Below are 21,955 nucleotides of genomic sequence, written 5' to 3'. Positions count from 1 at the left end.
TTTAAACTATGAAAATACTTCTTTTAGATAAAAACCATCCTCTTATTACAGAACAGCTTTTGGCTCAGAATTTTATTTTGGAAGAGGATTTTACATCGTCTTATGATGAGGTTTGTGATAAAATTGAAAATTACGATGGGATTATCATCAGAAGCCGTATTCCATTAGACCAAAACTTTCTGGAAAAAGGTAAGAATCTGAAATTTATTGCAAGAGTAGGAGCGGGAATGGAAAATATTGATATTCCTGTTGCTGAGAAACTGGGAATTCAACTGATCAATTCTCCGGAAGGGAACAGAGATTCTGTAGCAGAACATGTGGTAGGAATGCTGCTTGTGATCATGAACAGACTTTTTATTGCTTCTCTGGAGGTGAAAAACGGGATATGGAAACGTGAAGAGAACAGAGGAGATGAATTGTTGGGGAAAACAGTAGGACTTATTGGATATGGAAATATGGGAAAAGCTACCGCTAAAAGACTTTCGGGGTTCGGATGCAAAGTGGTCTTCCATGATCTGCTTCCTGGCCTTTCGGATGAATATGCAACACAGGTTTCACTGGAAGAACTGAAGCAGTCTGCTGAGGTTTTGAGTCTGCATATTCCTTTGACTTCAGAAACACATTATCTTATCGATGAAACGTTCATCGCAGAAATGAAAAACGACTTCTATTTTGTCAATACGGCAAGAGGAAAGAATGTGAAAACTAAAAATCTAGTAGAAGCGTTGAAGTCAGGAAAGGTAAAAGGCACTTGTCTGGATGTATTAGAATACGAAAAATCTTCCTTTGAGCATATTGAAACAGAAAATGAAGATTTAAAATACCTTCTTGAATCTGAAAAAGCAATTGTTACGCCGCATATTGCCGGCTGGACCCATCAGAGCAAAGAAAAGCTGGCTCAATTTATTGTAGATAAAATTGTTGCTTCACATTGTTAGAAAAAGAAAAATAAAAAGATAAAAGGCGGATTTACAAAAAGTGAATTCGCTTTTTTTATGATTTTGCCCCGTCAAATTTTACTTTTCCTTTTATTTATGTTAAATAATTCATAATGTCCCTCTCTTGGTTATTATTTATTTTTGAGTTTTATTAAATTGCCGCTCATTTTGAATCTCATGACGAAGCGTAATTTTGTACTTATCCTAACTGTTCTTTTATCGATATTTTCCTGTAAAAAAAAGTCTGAAGCCAAAGAAGTTTCAGCTGAAAACACGACTAATCTGCCCAACTATGGAAATGTAGACTTCGGAAGTATTTTCGTCAAAGGTGACGGGCAGCTTTTGAACAAACAGACAACGGTAAGCTATATAGATCAGTATTACAAAAAAATATGGGAAGAAGGTAACCTTAGCGGTGGAATTCTGGTTGCTAAAGGAGATGAAATTCTTTACGAAAACTATAGAGGCTTCGGAAGAGAAGGTAATCAGATGCCGATTGATAAAAATACACCATTGCACGTAGCTTCGGTTTCAAAAACATTAACGGCGATGGCGATGATGAAACTGATTGAGGCTGGGAAAATAAAGTTTACAGATCATCTTACTCAGTTTTTTCCGGGGTTCCCATATCCGAATGTTACCGTTCAGACCTTGTTGGACCAAAGGAGCGGCCTTCCGAAATACGAATATTTTATTACCAAAATACAGCCCGCACCGGCAGAACTTTCCAAACAATTTATTACGAATCAGGATGTATTGAATATGATTATCAAATACAAACCTGATCTGGCAAGAGATACCGATACAGGATTTATGTACTGTAATACCAACTTTGCTTTATTGGCTTTATTGATTGAGAAAGTAACAAAAACTCCTTTCCCGCAGGCAATGAAAGAAATGGTTTTCACTCCGCTGAAAATGAATAATACGTACATCTTCCAGGAAAAAGATATTCCTACAGCGTCACAGTCTTTCTATTATGGAGGAAATAAATTGTATCCTCTGGACAGATTGGATCTTATTTATGGTGATAAAAATGTATATACTACCCCAAGAGATTTGTACAACTTCTCAAAAGCAATGTATTCGAAAAATTTCCTGAAGTCAGAACTGATGGAGATGGTTTTTGCTCCTTACAGCAATGAAAAGGCAGGAATGAATAATTATGGATTAGGATTCAGGATGAAAATTTTTGATAATGGTGAAAAGCTAACGTATCACAACGGCTGGTGGCATGGTACAAACTCTGTATTTGCCCATCTTTTAAAATCTAAAGTTACTATTGTTGCTATCGGAAACAAATATTCAAACAAAGTATATACAGCCCTTGCTTTATCAGGATTATTTGAAGATTTTCCTTTACAGAAGGAGAAGCTGCATACTGTTATGCATGACAATAAAGATACTTTAAATTCCGGACAGGAAGTTTTTGGAGAATAATGTTTATTTTTGCCTAAACATTTTCATGAAAAGGTTTCTTTTATTATTTGTTATCTGCTTTCTTGTACATTCATGTGCAAGAGTGGGATCTCCTGTTGGAGGGCCTAAGGATACTTTAGCACCAAGGTTTTTAAGTTCAAACATTGATACTACAAGAATTAATGTTAAAAAAGATATTCACGAACTCCGTCTGGATTTTGATGAATATGTGACATTGAAAGACATCAATAAAAACCTGATTATTTCACCTCCAATTAAAGGGATAACGAGAATTCTTCCTTCCAATATAGCCAACAAATTTGTGCTGATCCAATGGACAGACACTCTTCAGGCCAATACAACCTATAATTTCAATTTCGGAAATTCTATTGTAGATAATAATGAGTCGAATATACTGAGGTATTTCAATTTTGCTTTTTCCACGGGAGACAAACTGGATGATCTTTACATCAGCGGTGAGGTAAAAGATGCAATGGATATCAAAAAGAAAACGGGCACAACAACGGAAAATAAACTTGTAGTTGGGTTGTATCAGGTAAAAGATACAATGGATTACAAGAAAAAACCTTACTACATTACAAAAGTAGATGAAGATGGATATTATGAACTGAATTATCTGACCCCGGGAAAATATAAAATTATCGCTTTTGATGATGAAAACGGAAACTCTATGTACGACCCAGGAAAAGAAAAAGTTGGGTTCCAGAAAGATCCGATAGATGTTGAAAAATCCGTTTCAGGATTGAATTTAAAGGTATATCCTTCCAGAAAGGCTGTGAAGTATTCGGATATGAAAGAAATTGCGGGCGGAATTTTAATGTCATTCGAAGGAAATCCTGACGAAGTAAAAGTTCAGTCACTGAATGAGAAAATAAAGGATCTTAAAATAACACACAATCCAAAATCCGATTCTGTAAGAATATGGTTTGATGCTGTAAAAGATGATGTGGGGCAGACAGCCAATGAAAAACTCACATTCACTCACAATAAAGGCCCGAAAAAAGATAGTGCCTACAGCGTTTCTTTATTTTACAGATACAATAAGAAGAATGCAATGGATGTCTTTAGTGATAATGACGGAACTTCAATTGCTCCAAAGGCAGATTTGAAAATTGCATCAAATTATATTGTTGATAAAATTGATCCTTCAAAATGGACATTAAAGATCAAAGGTGACAGCTTAACCACTTTACCATTCACTGCTAAGATTTCGGAAACAAATCCTTATCAGATTCATGTTCAGTCAGATTTTGTGATGGGAAAAAGCTATGAGCTTACTGTTCCTAAGGAAACTGTATCTTCATTCTATACAAAAAATACCCAGTCAAAGCGTTTCGACTTTGATGTTGCTAAAATAGACCAGTTTGGAAGCGTTGAATTCTCTATTCAGAATGCTCCGGCTGCAAATTACTGGATTCAGATGGTAGATTCTTCTGATAAAATAGCTTATCAGAAATATATAAAAGGAGATAAAGTAAAGTTTGATATATTGAAACCAGGGGAATACATTGTAAGAATACTGGTGGATAATAACGGAAATAAATATTGGGATGAGGCCGATTTCGCCAATGACATTTTTGCGGAAGATGCGTATATTTTCCATAAAAAAGTGATCGTACGAGGATTGTGGGAAACAAGAGAAGATTGGGATCTGAAGGATACCAGAACACTTGACAGTCCTAAATCAACTTCTTCAACTCCAGCGCCAGCTTCGACTCCAACTCCAGCTTCGTCATCAGAAACTTCATTGCCGGCAACACCTGCTACAACGACGAAACAAGTACTGAAAAAAGAATTTAAGTCTGGTAATGCCGTTTTAACTCCGTCAAAGTAAACAGATGAAAATGGCTAAGAAAATAATATTTTGGACATTGGTGGCGTTTGCCCTGATTCAGTTTTTTCCTATTGACAGGACGAATAAACCTGTTGATTCTGCCACGAACTTCGTTGATGGAAGGAAAGCACCGGAAAAAGTAAGAACACTGCTTAAAAATGCATGTTATGACTGCCACTCCAATGAAACCGTTTATCCGAAATATGCTTTTATCGCACCTGTTTCATGGTCTGTAAAAAGCCATGTCAATGAAGGTAGAGAACATCTTAATTTTTCTACCTGGGAAACATATAATAAGGATTTGAAAAAGAATATGATTACTAAATCTATTCAGACTATCCAAAGCAAGGCAATGCCAATGCCTGGTTATATCGTTTATCATAAAGAAGCTAATCTTTCAGAAGCCGAAAGAGCATTGCTGATTCAGTATTTTGAAGAAATGCTGAAGACTGAAACCTATTAGTTTTGAGCGTAATGCTTGAAAAAATGAAAGGCTGAGAGAATTCTCAACGCTTTATTCTTCAATGTTCAATTCATTCTAAGATTAAAATAAAACTCTCGCAGATTTTGCGGATCCGGCAAATGGCTGTATTCTAACAATCTGCTTAATCTGCAAAGTCTGCGAGAGAATATATTACAAAAATTATTTCTTTAAATAGCTCTCAAAAAATCTCTTCTGAGAATCAAAAGCAATGTCTTCAAGATCTAGCTCCTGTAAAGGAATCCATACCGCTTCTGAGATCTCTGAGAGTTCAAGATTTACCTCAAACTTTTCCGAAACATTATACTCATAAAAGAGATCGATAGTATTGTAATCAATTTCCTTGTATTGATAGATGTTAGGAAGGCTGGTAAGGTATTTCAGGTTTGAAATATCGATATCAAGCTGAAGTTCTTCAAAAAGTTCTCTTTTACAGGTTTCTTCTGCACTTTCTTTAGGGTCAACGAATCCGCCGGCAAGATCTAGTTTTCCTTTTTTAGGATCTCTGTTTCTTCGTGTAAGATAGATTTCATCACCACATCTGATGACAACCGCTACAGCGCCTGCCACATTGTTATACAGAGTAAAACCGCATTCCGGACAGCTCCATTTCTTTTCGCCATCCCAATGTAAGGACTCTTTGCCGCAGCTTGGACAATATTTCAATAATTTCATTGAGCAATATTAATATTTCTCGGGTGATAACTCAAAATAACATCCCTTAATTCTTCTGTTTTCAGATGCGTATAGATTTCCGTTGTTGTAATACTGGAATGTCCCAGCATTTCCTGAATATAACGGAGGTCTGCTCCATTCTGCAGTAAATGCGTAGCAAATGAATGTCTGAAGGTGTGTGGAGATATTTTTTTGTTAACCCCTGCTTTATCTGTAAGTTCTTTAATAATAAGAAACACGATCACTCTGGACATAGATGTTCCACGGCTGTTCAAAAACAGAGTGTCTTCATATTTCTTATTGATTTTACCTTTAGAACGTACCTCTTTGATATAACTTTCAAGCAAATCTGCGGTATAGTCGGCCAAAGGAACAAAACGCGTTTTGTTACCTTTTCCATTTACCTTGATGTATTGCTCTTTAAAGTTGATATTGGAAATCTTAAGATCAATCAGTTCAGAAACACGAAGTCCGCACCCATAGAGTACCTCTATGATGCAGTGGTTTCTTTTTCCAAGATCTGTATTGACTTCAATAGCAGCGATAATTTTGTTGATATCAGACAGGCTTAAGGTATCAGGTAGATACAATCCCAGTTTAGGGCCTTCAAGTAACGCCGCAGGATTGTCTTCACGATATTCATCCTCTAGCAGAAATTTAAAAAAGGCTTTAATGGAAGATATCCACCTTGCCTGTGATCTCTCACTGAATTTCTGTTTAGAAAGATTGAAAATGTATTCCTGCAGGTTTTCGTAACCGATAGATTCTGGGCCGACGTTTGCCAGATCTTCTTTTGCATACTCTTTTAATTTCTTAATGTCCCGAACGTAGGCGTCGAGAGTGTTTTCTGAAAAATTTCTTTCGAAACGAAGAAATATTTCAAAATCTTTGATCTTTTCATCCCAAGTCATTTGTGCTTATTTTTTTAGTTCACAGTCCGATATTTGTTCTATTTCAATATTATGGTTTCTCAGGAACGATATTCCATCGTCATCCGAATACTCATTAATGTACACCAGTCTCGCAATTCCTGCCTGCAGAATCAGCTTACTACATTCTTTACAAGGAGACAGCGTCAGATATAACGTTGCTCCTTTTGCAGATTGAGTAGAAGCAGCCAGCTTTAATATAGCGTTGGCTTCAGCATGCAATACGTACCAGTGTGTTTTCCCTTCTCCATCTTCACAGCAGTTTTCGAATCCCGAAGGAGTCCCGTTGTAACCATCTGAAATAATCATCCTATCTTTTACGATAAGAGCCCCTACCTGTTTTCTCTTACAGTAGGAGAGTTTTGCCCATTCCTGAGCCATTTTTAGATAAGCTTTATCAAACTTATTCATACCGCAGCATTGTTTTTTTTCGAAATAATTTGGATTAAAATCTTTTAAAAAGATTTAGAAGTTAGGCTTTCTCTTCTCTAGAAACGCAGTAACTCCTTCTTTCTTATCTTCCATTTCAAAAAGTTCCCCAAAATATTTAATTTCAGTTTCAAAACCTTTCTCTGTGTCAGATAAATTCACGGCATTTATAGCCTTCGAGATTGCCATTGGTGAATTGTGGGCAATCGTATTTGCTAATTCTTTCGTTTTGGTTAATAGTTCTTCAATAGGATATACTTCATTTACCAGTCCGATCTCTTTTGCTTTTTGAGCAGGGATCATTTTGGCAGAGAAGATCATTTCGTTGGCAATACCTTTTCCTACAAGCTTTGGAAGCCTTTGAGTTCCACCATATCCCGGGATTAATCCAAGAGTTACTTCAGGAAGCCCTAGTCTGGCGTTTTCCGATGCATATCTGATGTGGCATGCCATGGCAAGCTCTAAACCTCCTCCTAATGCAAAACCGTTTACGGCTGCAATAACAGGTTTAGACATATTTTCAATTTTATTGAACAATGTATTTTGTCCGTTTCTTGCAAGTTCTTCCGCTTTTTCCTGTCCGAAGTCGCTGAATTCCTTGATGTCAGCACCTGCTACAAAAGATTTTTCTCCACTTCCTGTAAGGATAATTACCCTGCAGGAGTTGTCAGCTTTAAGCTCATCCAGTGCGGTACTGATTTCCTGAATTGTTTTTGCATTTAAAGCATTTAAACTTTCAGGTCTGTTTATGGTAATGATAGATAATTTATCTTCTTTTTTTAATAATATGTTGTCGTAACTCATTTTTCCACTTTAAAATATCATCCTTTGCAAATTATGAATTTTTTGCAAAAAAAAGGAAAAAATATTATTTTTTTTTCCTTTTTTTTAATTTATTATTCAATATGATTATTTGGAATGATTCATCATATTTGCATCAATATTGACGTTTAGCTGAGAAGCTACTTTCATGCCAAGCTCAATATTGGCACGGAAAAAGTGACATAATTGTCGGTTGATAATCTCATCTTTTTTCGGCCCGCTGATGCCTTGCATGCTGCCAATAATATTTTGGATCAAACGATTTCTGTCTTCCGCATCCATTGCTTTTGAATAAAGCAGTCCGGGTTGAGTATAATGATCACTGTCATTATCATTTCTGTTGTAGCTCGTTACATGAGCACTGTCTAGTTCATACTCAAAGCTTTTGTAATCAGAATCCACATTGATATCATCGAAACTGTTCGGATGGTAATTGGGTTTATCCTGATAAGAGCTTGAGTCTGCCATATAACCATCTCTTTGATAATTATTGATAGCAAAAGGACATCTGTTCACTTCCAGCTGATGTGCATTGACGCCCACTCTGTAACGGTGTGCATCAGGATAAGAGAATAATCTTCCCTGCAGCATTTTGTCAGGGGAGAAACTAATTCCGTTAATCAGGCTGCTTGGTGAAAAAGTAGACTGTTCAACATGAGCAAAATAATTAACAGGAACTTCATTAAGTTCCATCTCTCCCACTTCAATCAATGGGAAGTCATCGTGGAACCATACTTTGGTTACATCAAAAGGATTCCATCTGAAATCTTTTGCCTGTTCCTCAGTCATCACCTGGATGTATAGAGTCCATTTCGGAAAGTCTCCATTTTCAATTGCATTGCAAAGATCTTCCTGAGCGAAATCCGGGTTTTCTCCAGCCATTTTTACAGCTTCCTCATCAGTGAAGTTTTTTACTCCCTGTTTTGTTTTGAAATGAAATTTCACCCATACTCTTTCATTATTATCATTGATCATAGAGAAAGTATGAGACCCAAATCCATGCATATGTCTGTATCCGTATGGCGTTCCTCTGTCTGACATTAGTATAAGAACCTGATGAAGTGATTCAGGATTTAAACTCCAGAAATCCCACATCATGGTGGCGCTTTTTAAATTGGTTTTTGGAAGCCTTTTTTGGGTATGAATAAAGTCCGGAAATTTTTTTGCATCCTTAATAAAGAATACCGGAGTATTATTTCCTACAAGATCCCAGTTCCCATCTTCTGTATAAAATTTTAAAGCAAAACCTCTAGGGTCTCTTGCGGTATCTGCGCTTCCTTTTTCTCCTCCTACAGTAGAGAATCGTGCAAACATTCTGCATGAATTTCCTACTTTCGAAAACAGCTTTGCTTTTGTGTACTGGCTGATATCATGGGTTACGGTAAAGGTTCCGTATGCTCCGCTTCCTTTGGCGTGCACTATTCTTTCAGGAATTCTTTCCCTAACGAAATGGGCAAGATTTTCCTGAAGAATAAAGTCTTGCAGCAATACCGGGCCTCTTGGTCCTACCGTCTGTGAATCCTGATGCTCAAAGTAAGGTGCGCCGTTGCTTAACGTTAATTTTTTAGAATCCATATAATTGATGATTTGAATAATTCTTTTTCTTTTTTCTAAATCGAAGTGTAAAGGTAATGAATATCAAATTTACTTGAATTTTTAATTGCTAATAACAAAAACGTTATATCTTTGTAATAGATAATATTAATCAAATGAACATTCAGCAACTGGAGTATCTTATCGCTGTTGATAAGTATAAACATTTTGGTAAAGCAGCCCAGGCATGTTTTATTACACAACCTACGTTAAGTGCCATGATACAGAAATTTGAGGATGAACTGGATGTGAAGGTTTTCGACAGAACTACCCACCCAATTCGTACCACAGATGTAGGGCTGCAGATTATTGATCAGGCAAAAGTAATTATAGAATCTGTCAATGAGCTGAGAAATAAAGCGAACCTTTTGAATAATATTTTAGGAGGAACTCTTAATCTGGGAATTATTCCTACTGTTTCTTCTTTCATTCTGCCTACGGAAATTTTCAAATTCCTTGAAGATAATCCAAAGATCCAGATGAATGTAAAAGAAATGACAACTGATAATATTATTAAAGCTCTAAAAGCCGGAGAACTGGATGCGGGAATTATCTCAACTCCTTATGATACAGCTGACGAGTTTTATCAGGATTTCTTATTCAATGAAGAGCTGATGATTTACAGTTCCAATACGGAAGCCAACAAAAAGAATTCTTACATCATTCCGGAGGATTTGAATGTAGAGAAAGTATGGCTGCTTGAAGAAGGAAACTGTCTTAGAAATCAGTTTGAAAATATCTGTCACCTTAAGGAAAATACATTAAAGCCTAAAAATTTAGACTTCCTGGCTTCCAATATCCAGACTTTGGTACACATGGTGGATAAAGTAGGAGGAATCAGTATTCTGCCGGAGCTTGCACTGAGCCAGCTTTCAGAAGAACAGAAGAAAAATGTTTTCAGATTCAAAAAACCTTTCCCTTACCGAGAAATCAGTATTATTTATTATAAGCCAACCTTTAAGCAAAAAATCATTGATGAATTGTCACATTCTATCAAAACTTCTTTAGAACTTAAGCTGAATTATCACGAAAGTCCAAAAGAATTTGTAAGCATTAAGCCTCAGTAATAGTAATGTTTTAAAGTGATAGAAATCATCAATTTAAATAAAATTATAATTAATAAACAAAATTTTTGAGTATTACGAAAATAGTACTTAAATTTGCTGACGTTTATTACGAGGAAAAATTTGACCTGATTGCAACCTCTATAAAAATATGCTAAAACAGTATTCTTTTTTTCTGGGCAATTTATTTCATATTTTTCGCAAACATTATTTTTTTAAATCTTTAAAAACAAAAGAATTATATGTCTTATTTATTTACGTCTGAATCAGTTTCAGAAGGACATCCGGATAAAATTGCCGATCAAATCTCCGATGCATTAATCGACCATTTTTTAGCATACGATAAAAACTCAAAAGTAGCATGTGAAACTCTTGTAACTACCGGACAGGTGGTATTGGCAGGAGAAGTAAAATCTGATGCTTATCTTGATGTACAGACCATTGCCAGAGAAGTAATCAACGGAATTGGGTATACAAAAGGTGAATATATGTTCAATGGAGATTCTTGTGGAGTAATCTCTGCTATCCATGAGCAGTCACCTGATATCAACCAGGGAGTTGACAGAGCTGTAAATGATGGATCTTTTGAAGCGAAAGCAAATGCACAGGGAGCTGGAGACCAGGGAATGATGTTTGGGTATGCTACCAATGAAACGGCTAACTATATGCCTCTTGCATTAGACCTTGCTCACACAATTTTGAAAGAACTTTCTGCCATCAGAAGAGAAAATAAGGAAATCACTTATCTTCGTCCGGATGCAAAAAGTCAGGTAACTATTGAATATTCTGATGACCACAGACCTATCAGAATTGATTCTATTGTAGTTTCTACTCAGCATGATGACTTCGCCGCTGAAGAGGAAATGCTGAACAAAATCCGTGAAGATATTAAAAACATTCTGGTTCCAAGAGTTGTTGCACAACAGACGGAAGAAATCAAAGCTTTATTCAACGATCAGATCAAATATCACATCAATCCTACAGGGAAATTCGTAATCGGAGGACCTCATGGAGATACAGGTCTTACAGGTAGAAAAATCATTGTTGATACCTACGGTGGTAAAGGAGCTCACGGTGGAGGTGCTTTCTCAGGAAAAGATCCTTCTAAAGTAGACAGAAGCGCAGCGTATGCAACAAGACATATTGCTAAAAATTTAGTAGCTGCAGGAGTAGCTGATGAAGTTTTAGTACAGGTTTCTTATGCTATTGGGGTAGCTGAGCCTTGTGGTTTATACATCAACACTTACGGAACAGCAAAAATAGACCTTCATGATGGTGAGATTGCTAAAAAAGTTTCTGCAATTTTTGATTTAAGACCTTATGCTATTGAGCAGAACCTAAAATTAAGAAATCCTGTTTATCAGGAAACAGCTTCTTACGGACATATGGGTAAAGAGCACTATATAGCTGATAAAACGTTCAATAAAGGACAGAAAAATGAGCTTACTTTAAAAGATCTTGAGTTCTTTACTTGGGAGAAATTAGACAAAGTAGAGGAAATTAAAACCGCTTTCGGAATTTAATTTTCCTTTTAAAAAATAATAAATGGGCTGCTTTATCTTTGGATAAGGCAGTTTTTTTTAATTTTACACCTTAATAATATAGAAAGATGATGAATTTTCGAACTGTAGTTGCTGTCCTTTCCCTGTTTTTGCTAAGTACATTAGCAAAGGCACAATATACCATGCATAAAATGATCAGTGTGGGGTATACTTACCAAAATCAAAGTTTTGGTGAAGTAGGAGGGAAGTTGCTTTTTCTTAAAAATGATGATGTGATTTACAGATTGGGAGGATCTGCCCTGATGGGAGTTGCGGATTCTAAGTTTGCTATTATGCCAAAGCTGCAGGCAGATGTTCTTCTAAATTTTGAAAAAAATGTAGACTTCTATCACTCCTATTACTTTTTAGCAGGAGTAGAAGGAACCAATAAATATATTGCCCCAAAAATAGGAGTTACTTTATTTGGAATGCTGGACCTTACCGGAGGCTATGCTTTTCCTATCGGAGACACCCGATTGAACGGAAAAGAAATGAAAGGTCTGAATATTAATTTTACATTAAATATCCCTACTGTATTCATTCATGACATGTTTAAGTGATTTTTATTAAATTTTTCTTTCGAAAATTTAATAATAGGTTAACAGTTATTAAAAAATTATTATATTTACATCATAATAATTGTACTACCGCCTATAGAAGAGACTCTACTCTAGAACTGTTTTGTTTATACAGCAAAAGCCAGATGAAATATCTGGTAGAATGCCTGTCTACAAATATTTATATTGAGAAGAGTTATGAAATCAAAATCGGATAGTTTACTAATTTCCCTTTACCAGAAAGGAGACGAGGGTGCATTGTCAACCCTTATTCACCGACATCAGAGAGAACTGTTTACATTCATTTTTTACAAAATTAATGATCAAGATTTAGCCAACGATATCTTTCAGGATACATTCATGAAGATTATTGTTATGCTGAAAGAAGGGCGCTATAACGAAGAAGGTAAATTTATTCTTTGGGCGAAAAGGATTTCTTACAATTTAATCATCGATCATTTCAGATCAAAAGCAAAGAATATCAAAGTTTCAGAAACTACTTTTGAAACTGACGAATATTCTATCTTTGATTTGATCAGAGAGCCTTCTGAAAATATCGAAGATCAGCTTGTGACGAATCAGATTCAGGAAGATCTTTTAAAGATGCTGCAGTTTTTACCGCAAAATCAGCAAGAAGTAATCAAACTTAGGTTTTTTGACGGGCTGAGTTTCAAGGAAATTGCAGATCATACGGATATGAGCATTAATACTACTTTAGGCAGAGTAAGATATGCATTGATAAACCTGAGAAAAATCATGGATGAAAATAATATAATATTAACCAGATAGATAATATTTTGGAAAATTTCACGTTTTAAAGAAAACATACTTCGCCTATGAAAAAAAATGATTCTTTAAAAGTGAAAACTTTGAAACCTAAGAAACAAACCATTGATTTTTTGCTTAATTTTTCTAAAAGTCTTGAGATTGTGAAAAGTAAGAGCAAAAATTATCCAATTTTAAAAAATTAAAATGATTAACTTTGTGCTGTATGAAAATGCAGCATGTTTTTTTTGACCTGGATAATACGCTCTGGGATCACCGCAGAAATGCCTATCTCACCATCAAAGAACTTTTTGAAAAACAGGAAATTACTTCAAAGTATCATATCGACTTTGAAGAGTTTCACTCTGTTTACCATGATATCAACGAAGATTTATGGGAAAAAATCAGAGATGGGATTATTGGCAAAGAGTACTTGAGAGAACACCGTTTTTATGATTCATTTAAACATTTTGGAGTAGAAAATAAAGAGCTTGCCCTTTATTTTGAAGAAAACTTTCTTGATAATATTGTGAGTCATAATGAACTGGTAGAAGGAGCTGAAGATGTTTTGGAATATCTGAAAGCTAAAAATTATACGTTACACATTATTTCTAATGGATTTCAGGATGTAACAGAAAGAAAATGTACTCTGTCCGGAATTGCACCTTATTTTAAGACAATTACCAGTGCAGATGCCGTAGGAGTAAGAAAACCTAATCCCAGGATTTTTGAGTACTCTTTAGGACTTTCTGAAGCCAGAAAAGAAGAAAGTATTCTGATTGGAGATGACTGGATTGCTGATGCCATGGGAGCTACAGACTTCGGAATGGATGCCATCTTCTTTGATGTTTATAAAGAAGATAAGCAGAAGGAAGGGTTAAAAGCGATTACCCATCTTCAGCAGATTAAAGAATACTTATAAGATGTAAGACCATAAAGTCTAACATATAATATTGACCACTAAGATCATCTTAGTGGTTTTTCTGTTTTTATAGATTGAGAAATAAACCCAAACATTTGTGGTTAAAACTAAATCATAAGTCTGCTTATTTTTTACTGAAATAATTGTTCCTAATTCTTTCCCAAATTGATTGGCAACTTTGCTCCATAATAATGACAGAAAAATTAAATGTTATGAAAAATGTAAAAAAAATCACAGGAGTATTGATGATCATGTTTTTGTTAATGGGAGGTTGGGTTTCTGCTCAGGATAGAGCGATCAATGCAAATCAGTTACCCAGAACAGCCAAAAACTTTCTTGGGAGTCATTTTAAAGGAATACCTGTAAACTCAGCCATAGAAGACAGAGAAATTTATGGAGTAGACGAATATAAAGTATATCTGACCAATGGAATGAAAATGGAGTTCGACAGCAATGGAGACTGGAAGGAAGTGGATGGGAAACATCAGAAACTGCCCTATGGTTTCATCCCGGCATCAATCAGAAATTACAGTGCGAAAAACTTTCCCAATACTTACATCATCAAGATTGAAAAGAAAAGATGGTCATTTAAAGCTGAACTTTCCAACGGATTGGAGCTTGAATTTGACAGAAATGGAAATTTTAAAAGAATTGACGATTAATTCAGAAGTAATATAAACACTAAATTTTAATAGTATGGTCAACTGGAATTTAATAAACAGCAACGGCAGAAAGATTTCTTCTGCGCAGATTAGAAAAAATATGGTTTCATTTATGACAAGGAATCACCCGTGCAGCATCATTGATTCTATTGAGAAAAAATACAATGCTTACAAAATTCATTTGATGAATGGTCTATGCCTTGTTTTTGATGCAGACGGCCGTTATGTGAAATCGAATTAATTTTAAGTAGGAAGATTGAGATGGGAAGCAGAAAGTGATAGCATCACTTGATGGAGGATAAATAAATTCCAGCTTATAATTTCCCTATATTTGATATAAGTTAATCATGCGGCAGTGCATATAGACCCAGAGGTTATGAAGATTTTAATAGTAGAAGATGAACCCGAGCTGAAAGATATAGTACAGAAGTTTCTGGAAGCAGAGCATTTCATTGTAGAATATGCCGAAAATTACAGCAATGGACTGGAGAAAATCATTTCTTACGAATATGACTGTATTTTACTTGATATTATGCTCCCTGACGGTAATGGAATTGATCTGCTAAAGGAAATCAAAAAAATGCATAAGAAGGATCCGGTGATCATCCTTTCCGCTAAAGACTCAGTAGATGATAAGGTAACCGGATTGGAAATTGGGGCTGATGATTACCTTGCCAAACCTTTTCACCTTGCAGAGCTAATGGCGAGAATCAAGTCTGTAATCAGAAGAAAAAATCAAGATGGTGAGAATATTATCCGATATAAAAATATAAGCATCGATCCGGAGAACAGAACTGTGAAAGTTGGGAGTGAAGAACTTATTCTTAACCGTAAAGAATATGATTTACTGTATTATTTTGTCATCCATCCAGAGAAAACGTTACAGAAAACTACACTGGCAGAAGCTATCTGGGGAGATTATATCGATCAGGCGGACAGTCTGGATTTTATTTATTCTCAAATTAAAAATCTTCGTAAAAAATTAAAAACACTCAACGCAGAAGCTGATTTCCAGGCGGTGTACGGAATAGGATATAAATTCATCTGATGAAAGTCTCTTTAAAATATTATACCATAAAATACCTGATTATGATCCTGCTGTTTATTATTGCAGTTTGGGCAGGGTTGTTTTATGCTTATATTCTGGATGAAGTGCATGACAATGTGGATGACGGATTGAAGAATAGGAAGATCCAGATCATAAAAGCCGTTTACCTGAATCCTCAGCTGCTGAAGAATAATGATTTTGGATTCAATGAATTTAAAATCAATCCCATTGAAGCTAAAGATTACCAGAATAAAAGCAGGCTTTACAATAAGATGTATTATATGGAATATGATGATAAAGACCAGCCTTACAGAGTTCTTGAGGCAGACTTTATTGATCAGTTCAAAAATCAGCAGAGACTTGTCATAAGAACTTCTACCGTAGAAGAGGACGAATTGATTTATGATCTTACAACGGCATTAAGTGTTCTCTATATCCTTTTGGTGATCAGTATTGTGGTTGTTAATGGATATCTGTTGAATAAGGCAATGAGACCCTTCTACCTGATTTTGGATAAACTTAAAAAATATCAGTTCGGAATCCCTTTTTCACAGGAAAAACAGACTTACAAGATCACTGAGTTTGAAGAATTGAATGTGGAAATCAATGAAATGATTGAGCGTAACGAGCTTGTCTTTTATCAACAGAAACAGTTTATTGAAAATGCGTCCCACGAACTTCAGACCCCTTTGGCTATTGTGATTAATAAAATTGATCTTCTGATTCAGAATGATGACCTTGATAAAAAGAATCTGACCTTCCTTTCTGAAGTTAAAAATGATCTCAGAAGAATGGTAGGCTTAAACAAATCTTTATTAATGCTTTCCAAAATTGAAAACAGCCAGTTCAATAAAACATCAGACATTGATTTTAATGGAATGATTGCTCAGTTAGTTCAGAATTATGAAGATTTTATTGCATTTAAAAAAGTAGAGGTCAATGTTGTAGAGAAAGGAAAATTTGTTGCAGATTTTAATCAGGATCTTGCTGATATTCTGTTGTCTAACCTTCTTAAAAATGCGGTTAAATATAACAATGAAGAAGGAACTTTGAATATTATCGTTGAAAATAACCGGATAACATTCCAAAATAGCGGATCCTCTATTCCTTTGGATAAAACCAGGATTTTTAACCGTTTCTATAAACAGGGGTCAGATCATACGTCTACCGGATTAGGATTGTCTATCATTAAAACTATTATAAAACAATACCCTGGCTGGGATATTGCTTACGAATTTGGAGATCAGATGCATTACTTTATCCTGACAAAGAGTAACGGAAAATAGTATTCAGAAAACGACAATAAATAGAAAAAGCCTTTCAAACGAAAGGCTTTCTTATATTAATAACTCAGCATTAAAATCCTAAGCTTGTTCTTACTCTTTTAAGAGTCTCCAGTGCGATAGGTCTGGTTTTCTCAGCTCCTTGCTGTAGTTTTGCTTCCAGCTCGTCAAGATTATTCATATAATAAGCGAACGTTTCTCTTTCCTTCTCAAAACGTACAAGGATAAGATCAAGCAATTCTTTTTTAGCATGTCCGTATCCGAAGTTTCCGGCAAGATATTTAGTTCTTAGCTCTTCTGTTTGTTCAGGAGTAGCAATAAGTTCATAGATCTGGAAGGTTTTATCCGTTTCAGGATCTTTAGGATCTTCCAAAGATTTAGAATCGGACTCAATGCTCATGATCTGTTTTTTCAGCTCTTTTTCAGGTAAGAAAATATTGATGATATTTCCCATAGATTTAGACATTTTACGCCCATCAGTTCCCGGAACATATTTTGTATCCTGCTGAAGTTCAGCTTGTGGTAAAACAAGAACTTCTCCCATTTGGTTGTTGAATCTGGAAGCTACATCTCTTGCAATTTCCAAATGCTGAAGCTGATCCTTTCCTACAGGAACAATCTCTGCATCATACAGTAAAATATCTGCAGCCATCAGAATAGGGTAAGTAAACAGACCTGCATTCACATCCTGAAGTCTGTCAGCCTTATCCTTAAATGAATGGGCCAATGTTAATCTTTGATAAGGGAAAAAACATGATAAATGCCAAGAAAGTTCACAGGTTTCAGCGATATCACTTTGTCTGTAGAAAAATGTTTTTTCAGTATCTAATCCACAAGCAAGCCAAGCCGCAGCAATCTCGTAGGTATTTTGTCTTAAAATCTGCGCATCTTTTATCTGGGTAAGCGTGTGAAGATTCGCAATAAATAGAAATGATTCATTTCCTTCCTGCTTGGATAGTTCGATAGCAGGAATAATGGCCCCTAATAAATTTCCAAGATGGGGTGTTCCGGTGGCTTGAATGCCGGTAAGAATTCTTGACATTTGTTTAAAATTATTTCTGCAAAAATAGTGAAAATTTAGAACTTATCTCTTTCAAAAACTTGTGTGGGTTCATATAAATTTTCTTTAATGAAGAATTTTTCATCAATAACCTATTTCTTTATTTCAATTTTATAGATAAAAGTAAGAACCTTGAAATGGCACAGTGTTAAAGTTTGTTCTGCTGATATAATATCATTTTCGGAACCAATAATGAGACAATCACGGAAAGAACGTATAAATTGTGACCAATATTCACCTTTAGAATCTTTAAGTAAAAAATAAAAACCAGCATCACCAAATTTTTTTCCTGAAGAATCTAAAATCAGTTCTCCATTTTTTCCAACACTAGGAATCATCAATACGGTTGCATTCCCATTGGGTAAAGGAAATACAGCCTTTATACAAGTTTTTCCTGAAGGTAAATTGCTGATACCGTAAACTCCGGAATAAATAACTTGCCCGGAGGATTCAATTGAACGAAACCAAAACGTGTGTTTTATTTCATTGGTCTTCGGGTCGGTGAGGTTGATGATTTCGCTTTTTATAGATTCTGAACCGTCAATGTTTTTTGTAGGAATATTCAGTTGGTTAATTCTATTACTGAATAATTTATTAATTAAAATTCCAAAAAATTTGAAATAGGGATTCCATTTTATAGAAAAATTTAAGGTATGATTTGAGGTGTTTTCATAGAAGTCAATCACATTTTTGGATAAATTTGAGAATTCAGTTTCAGATAAGTTGAGCTTTAGCATTGAAGGAATAATACCTTTTGCTTTTGAGTCTTTTTCTACAATTAAATTTTCTTTTTCTGCAAATTGATGAATAAAATCTTCACTCATTGCATTCAAACTACCAAAAGGTCCCATCAACCAGAGATAATTTTCAGGCTTAATTTTTCTTCCACGCAGAATTACCCATTGTTGAGTAAGCCAATCCTGAAACTTTTGTATAGGATAAGCAAAACTCATTTTAGTTGTTTTTAAGAGATGGAATAATGTTACTTTGCCCATTCCATTCCCCAAATTCTGAAATAGGTTTAAAGCGCAAAGTTGTAAATTCGAAATGAAAATCTTTTCGGTCTCTTTCTTTCATTGCGTCAGCGTGTCTTTCTGGTTTTGGAACTTTGCTATGTCCATGAACCATATCAGTCATTTCTTTTTGATTTTTCCAAATTGAAAAAGTGGAAACGGTATTAGGGAATTTGATGGAGGCCAAAGACAAAGTCGTTGCCGGATGGTCTCGAACCAATTTTTCAACTGGTCTTCCCCACTGAATAAATCTAGGGATTTCCGAAAATTTCATCCTGGCAATGGTTACTGCGACGACTGGTGAATTCGGATCTTCAAATCCTGCGGGTTCAGCAGGAATTTCAAACTTATTGAACTTCCCCCATTTTCTCATAAAAGTTAATCTAGTGTGCCAACCTTCAGATAAAATTTTTCCTAAACTGTCTTTAGCTAAAAAATTTTCGATATCAATTTCATCTTCCCATTGTGCAAATACGGCGATTTGTCTTATCAACATTCGAGAGGGTGAAAAAATAGGAGAGCCTAAAGTCATCACTGTCATAATTTCTGCGTGAATTAACCCCGAGATATTTCTTGACTTCGGTGAAGAAAAAAGAATTTTGAGTGCAGAAAGGTAATCTGTTTTTACTAAATGATAGGTGAAGACACTCATTTTTTATGGTTGTATTTTTTTAATACTAAGGAATCAAAACCTTTTCCCCGCCAAATTTTGGCTGTACACCAAAGATAAGATCCCAATAGGCTTTAGCTTTAGCAGCATACTCTCTCATATTAGTCTTCAACCCTGCATATTTATTCACATCAGCAGCATTATATCCAAAGGCTTCCATTCCATTTTTTCTGGCTAGAAAAACGGCTCTTTCATTATGGAATTTCTGAGAAATGATCACCAGCTTTTTCTGGCTGAAAATATCTTTTGCCCTTACTACAGAATCCAGTGTTCTGAATCCGGCATGGTCTAAAATGATTTTACCCTGTGGAACTCCCTGCTGCATCAGTGTCAGCTGCATATCTTCGGGTTCATTATAGTCTTTGGTACTGTTATCACCACTTACGATGATGTATTGTATTTTTCCGCTTTTGTATAAGTTGGCAGCTGCTTCAATTCTGTTATAGAAATAAGCATTCGGGGTTCCGTTGCTCAGAAGTTTTCCGGTTCCCAGTAACAGACCCGTTTTTGCTTCCGGTAGATCAGCGATATTGTAGGAAACGAAAGGTTCACTGTCCTTTTTGATGCTGTAATTCGCCCAGGCAATAAAAATAATTCCTGCAACCAGAAGAAGCAGGAAAATTTTAAAAATATTTTTAATTATTTTTTTCATTCGAAAATAGATCTTTTAAAACTCAAGCCCATTCGGGAATGCTTTTTTTCTGAATATTAACAAGAATGCTGCACCTACCGTAATGGCAGAATCGGCAACATTGAAAATATATTTGAAGAATTCAATATGTTTTCCTCCTATTACAGGCCAGCTTTCGGGAACGTACCAGTCTACTACCGGAAAGTGAAGCATATCTACTACACAGCCCTTCATAAAGGTAGAATATCCATGTCCGAAAGGAACAAGCTTAGAGATACCCCCATAGCCAATCCATCGGTCGGTACTGGCATCATAAACGGTTCCGGTATCGAAAATCATCCCATAAAACATTCCGTCAATAAGATTGCCGATTGCTCCGGCGAAAATAATAGCCATAGGAATCAAAAGATAATTGGAAGCTCCGTCTTTCAGCCATTTTTTAAACATATATACCATTCCTCCAATCAGGAAAACTCTTAGGATTACCAGAAAGTACTTTCCGATGATTCCTCCGAAATGAAATCCATAAGCCATTCCCGGGTTTTCAACAAAAGTCTTGTTAAAGAAACCGTTTACCACAGGAATACTTTCATTCAGTTCAAAATGAGTTTTGATATAAATTTTTGAAGCCTGGTCAATCAACAACACTAAAAATGTTATCGCTAATATCTTTTTCATTACTGTCCTTTAGGTTTTGAAGGTTTTGCAGCAGGTTTTATATTTTTATTATCGCTGGCTTTCTTGACCACTTTCTGTCCGTTATATGAACTTTTGACATGAGCTTTTTCAAACTTAATGTTCATTTCTTTCAGAACACTTTTCAGTGCACTAAGCTCCATTGCATTTTTTGGATGTACTATAATAGATTCCATTTCTTGTATTTAATTTTTACATTTTGGACAATTCGTCGAGTCGTTTTCTGTCTTTTTCTGATAAATCATTGACTCCGTTTTTGCCCATTTTGCTTAAAAGTCTGTCGATCTCTTTTTCCCGGTCGCGTTTATCAGAATTGAACTTGTCATCAATAGTATAGTTTTTCTGTGGTTCAGGAAAGAATCTATTTTTGATCCGGTCTCTGTTGAAAAATAATAATACTATTACAACAATAGCTCCCAAAATTAATAATTCGCTCATGGGTATACATTAAAAATTAGGTTTATAAAGTATCCGTGAATACAATATAAACCCAATAGTATTTTACAAACCTTACGGTTATTTTTGCATGTTTTTCGCTTCGATGCTCAGCGTAGCGTGAGGAACGGCTAAAAGTCTTTCCTTAGGAATCAATTTTCCAGTTACTCTGCAAACACCATACGTTTTATTTTCGATTCTGATTAAAGCATTTTTAAGGTCACGAACGAATTTTTCCTGTCTTCCTGCCAAAATAGAGTTCTGCTCTTTGCTCAGAGTTTCTGCCCCTTCTTCAAAAGCTTTGAAGGTAGGAGAGGTATCATCGGTTCCATTATTCTGGTCGTTGATAAAACTTTCTCTGATAAGCTGAAGATCTTTTTCTGCTTTTTCTATTTTTTCTTTAATGATCGCTTTAAATTCCTGTAAATCAGCATCGCTGTATCTAACTCTTTCGTCTGACATATTCT

General features: G+C 35.4%; 25 protein-coding genes and 1 pseudogene. 13 read left to right on the top strand and 13 right to left on the bottom strand.

All coding sequences use genetic code 11. From position 1 onward, the window contains the following. Nucleotides 1-8: 8 nt before the first annotated feature. The 4 genes from AC57AW_RS00410 (at nucleotide 9) to AC57AW_RS00395 (ending at nucleotide 4,675) form a co-directional block, all read left to right on the top strand. Entirely contained in the window at nucleotides 9-938 is a 930-nt protein-coding gene (locus tag AC57AW_RS00410; RefSeq protein ID WP_318848394.1) for a 2-hydroxyacid dehydrogenase, read from the top strand. Nucleotides 939-1,115: 177 nt separating this feature from the next. Continuing rightward, nucleotides 1,116-2,378, top strand: a complete 1,263-nt coding sequence (locus AC57AW_RS00405) for a serine hydrolase domain-containing protein (RefSeq protein ID WP_318848393.1) — start codon at nucleotides 1,116-1,118, stop codon at nucleotides 2,376-2,378. Between the two features lie 25 nt (nucleotides 2,379-2,403). Next, nucleotides 2,404-4,212, top strand: a complete 1,809-nt coding sequence (locus AC57AW_RS00400; protein WP_496350427.1) for an Ig-like domain-containing domain — start codon at nucleotides 2,404-2,406, stop codon at nucleotides 4,210-4,212. 4 nt (nucleotides 4,213-4,216) lie between these two features. Next, entirely contained in the window at nucleotides 4,217-4,675 is a 459-nt protein-coding gene (locus tag AC57AW_RS00395; protein WP_496350426.1) for a heme-binding domain-containing protein, read from the top strand. 180 nt (nucleotides 4,676-4,855) lie between these two features. On the opposite strand, the gene AC57AW_RS00390 is transcribed toward AC57AW_RS00395, so the two are convergent. The 5 genes from AC57AW_RS00390 to AC57AW_RS00370 all read right to left on the bottom strand — a co-directional run bounded on the left by AC57AW_RS00390 (nucleotide 4,856) and on the right by AC57AW_RS00370 (nucleotide 9,123). Then, a complete protein-coding gene (locus AC57AW_RS00390) occupies nucleotides 4,856-5,368 on the bottom strand; it encodes an NUDIX hydrolase (RefSeq protein ID WP_496350425.1) in 513 nt (170 codons plus the stop codon). Beyond that, nucleotides 5,365-6,279 carry a site-specific tyrosine recombinase XerD gene (xerD, locus tag AC57AW_RS00385; RefSeq protein ID WP_318848389.1) on the bottom strand — a complete coding sequence of 305 codons (915 nt, stop codon included), beginning with the start codon at nucleotides 6,277-6,279 and terminating at the stop codon, nucleotides 5,365-5,367. The genes AC57AW_RS00390 and xerD overlap by 4 nt, the downstream gene beginning before the upstream one ends. Nucleotides 6,280-6,285: 6 nt before the next feature. Continuing rightward, nucleotides 6,286-6,708: a deoxycytidylate deaminase gene (locus AC57AW_RS00380; RefSeq protein WP_076356921.1), complete on the bottom strand. Its 423-nt coding sequence runs from the start codon at nucleotides 6,706-6,708 to the stop codon at nucleotides 6,286-6,288. A 54-nt stretch (nucleotides 6,709-6,762) separates the two neighbouring features. After that, nucleotides 6,763-7,530: an enoyl-CoA hydratase/isomerase family protein gene (locus tag AC57AW_RS00375; RefSeq protein WP_496350424.1), complete on the bottom strand. Its 768-nt coding sequence runs from the start codon at nucleotides 7,528-7,530 to the stop codon at nucleotides 6,763-6,765. A gap of 105 nt (nucleotides 7,531-7,635) precedes the next feature. Next, the gene (locus tag AC57AW_RS00370) at nucleotides 7,636-9,123 is read right to left on the bottom strand and encodes a catalase (RefSeq protein WP_496350423.1); all 1,488 of its coding nucleotides are present in this window, start codon (nucleotides 9,121-9,123) and stop codon (nucleotides 7,636-7,638) included. A gap of 134 nt (nucleotides 9,124-9,257) precedes the next feature. On the opposite strand from AC57AW_RS00370, the gene AC57AW_RS00365 reads away from it, so the two are divergent. The 9 genes and pseudogenes from AC57AW_RS00365 (at nucleotide 9,258) to AC57AW_RS00325 (ending at nucleotide 16,986) form a co-directional block, all read left to right on the top strand. Then, the gene (locus AC57AW_RS00365) at nucleotides 9,258-10,208 is read left to right on the top strand and encodes a LysR substrate-binding domain-containing protein (RefSeq protein WP_318848386.1); all 951 of its coding nucleotides are present in this window, start codon (nucleotides 9,258-9,260) and stop codon (nucleotides 10,206-10,208) included. A 239-nt stretch (nucleotides 10,209-10,447) separates the two neighbouring features. Next, complete coding sequence (metK, locus tag AC57AW_RS00360) at nucleotides 10,448-11,728, top strand: methionine adenosyltransferase (protein ID WP_496350422.1); 1,281 nt, start codon at nucleotides 10,448-10,450, stop codon at nucleotides 11,726-11,728. 86 nt (nucleotides 11,729-11,814) lie between these two features. Next, entirely contained in the window at nucleotides 11,815-12,306 is a 492-nt protein-coding gene (locus AC57AW_RS00355) for a hypothetical protein (RefSeq protein ID WP_318848384.1), read from the top strand. A 195-nt stretch (nucleotides 12,307-12,501) separates the two neighbouring features. After that, on the top strand, nucleotides 12,502-13,092 hold the full coding sequence (locus AC57AW_RS00350) for an RNA polymerase sigma factor (protein WP_318848383.1): 591 nt from the start codon (nucleotides 12,502-12,504) through the stop codon (nucleotides 13,090-13,092). Between the two features lie 202 nt (nucleotides 13,093-13,294). Then, complete coding sequence (locus tag AC57AW_RS00345; RefSeq protein ID WP_318848381.1) at nucleotides 13,295-13,990, top strand: YjjG family noncanonical pyrimidine nucleotidase; 696 nt, start codon at nucleotides 13,295-13,297, stop codon at nucleotides 13,988-13,990. A gap of 212 nt (nucleotides 13,991-14,202) precedes the next feature. Beyond that, nucleotides 14,203-14,652, top strand: coding sequence for a PepSY-like domain-containing protein (locus AC57AW_RS00340; RefSeq protein ID WP_496350421.1), 450 nt, complete (start codon nucleotides 14,203-14,205; stop codon nucleotides 14,650-14,652). Nucleotides 14,653-14,683: 31 nt separating this feature from the next. After that, a pseudogene (locus AC57AW_RS00335) lies at nucleotides 14,684-14,893 on the top strand (PepSY-like domain-containing protein); the annotation flags it as partial. Between the two features lie 135 nt (nucleotides 14,894-15,028). Beyond that, nucleotides 15,029-15,700: a response regulator transcription factor gene (locus tag AC57AW_RS00330; protein ID WP_496350420.1), complete on the top strand. Its 672-nt coding sequence runs from the start codon at nucleotides 15,029-15,031 to the stop codon at nucleotides 15,698-15,700. Next, on the top strand, nucleotides 15,700-16,986 hold the full coding sequence (locus AC57AW_RS00325) for a sensor histidine kinase (RefSeq protein WP_496350419.1): 1,287 nt from the start codon (nucleotides 15,700-15,702) through the stop codon (nucleotides 16,984-16,986). Before AC57AW_RS00330 ends, AC57AW_RS00325 begins: the two co-directional genes overlap by 1 nt. 70 nt (nucleotides 16,987-17,056) lie before the next feature. Here the strand turns inward: AC57AW_RS00325 and trpS are convergent, their stop codons facing one another. The 8 genes from trpS to AC57AW_RS00285 all read right to left on the bottom strand — a co-directional run bounded on the left by trpS (nucleotide 17,057) and on the right by AC57AW_RS00285 (nucleotide 21,950). Next, nucleotides 17,057-18,025 (bottom strand): tryptophan--tRNA ligase, encoded by a 969-nt coding sequence (gene trpS / locus AC57AW_RS00320; protein ID WP_496350418.1) that lies wholly within the window; start codon nucleotides 18,023-18,025, stop codon nucleotides 17,057-17,059. 110 nt (nucleotides 18,026-18,135) lie between these two features. Further along, nucleotides 18,136-18,996 carry a hypothetical protein gene (locus tag AC57AW_RS00315; protein ID WP_496350417.1) on the bottom strand — a complete coding sequence of 287 codons (861 nt, stop codon included), beginning with the start codon at nucleotides 18,994-18,996 and terminating at the stop codon, nucleotides 18,136-18,138. A gap of 1 nt (nucleotide 18,997) precedes the next feature. Then, nucleotides 18,998-19,708 (bottom strand): hypothetical protein, encoded by a 711-nt coding sequence (locus tag AC57AW_RS00310; RefSeq protein ID WP_496350416.1) that lies wholly within the window; start codon nucleotides 19,706-19,708, stop codon nucleotides 18,998-19,000. A 25-nt stretch (nucleotides 19,709-19,733) separates the two neighbouring features. After that, entirely contained in the window at nucleotides 19,734-20,378 is a 645-nt protein-coding gene (locus AC57AW_RS00305) for a SanA/YdcF family protein (RefSeq protein ID WP_496350415.1), read from the bottom strand. 15 nt (nucleotides 20,379-20,393) lie between these two features. Beyond that, on the bottom strand, nucleotides 20,394-21,035 hold the full coding sequence (locus tag AC57AW_RS00300; protein ID WP_318848374.1) for a lipoprotein signal peptidase: 642 nt from the start codon (nucleotides 21,033-21,035) through the stop codon (nucleotides 20,394-20,396). Beyond that, a complete protein-coding gene (locus tag AC57AW_RS00295) occupies nucleotides 21,035-21,229 on the bottom strand; it encodes a DUF2683 family protein (protein ID WP_318848373.1) in 195 nt (64 codons plus the stop codon). The genes AC57AW_RS00300 and AC57AW_RS00295 overlap by 1 nt, the downstream gene beginning before the upstream one ends. 16 nt (nucleotides 21,230-21,245) lie before the next feature. Continuing rightward, nucleotides 21,246-21,491, bottom strand: coding sequence for a DUF6576 domain-containing protein (locus AC57AW_RS00290; RefSeq protein WP_496350414.1), 246 nt, complete (start codon nucleotides 21,489-21,491; stop codon nucleotides 21,246-21,248). Between the two features lie 78 nt (nucleotides 21,492-21,569). After that, nucleotides 21,570-21,950: a TraR/DksA family transcriptional regulator gene (locus AC57AW_RS00285; protein ID WP_002983772.1), complete on the bottom strand. Its 381-nt coding sequence runs from the start codon at nucleotides 21,948-21,950 to the stop codon at nucleotides 21,570-21,572. Nucleotides 21,951-21,955: the final 5 nt, after the last annotated feature.

It is taken from the genome of Chryseobacterium sp. BGA-UO-ETr-SB22 (assembly GCF_059567885.1).
This window is presented reverse-complemented; position numbering and strand designations above follow the sequence as displayed.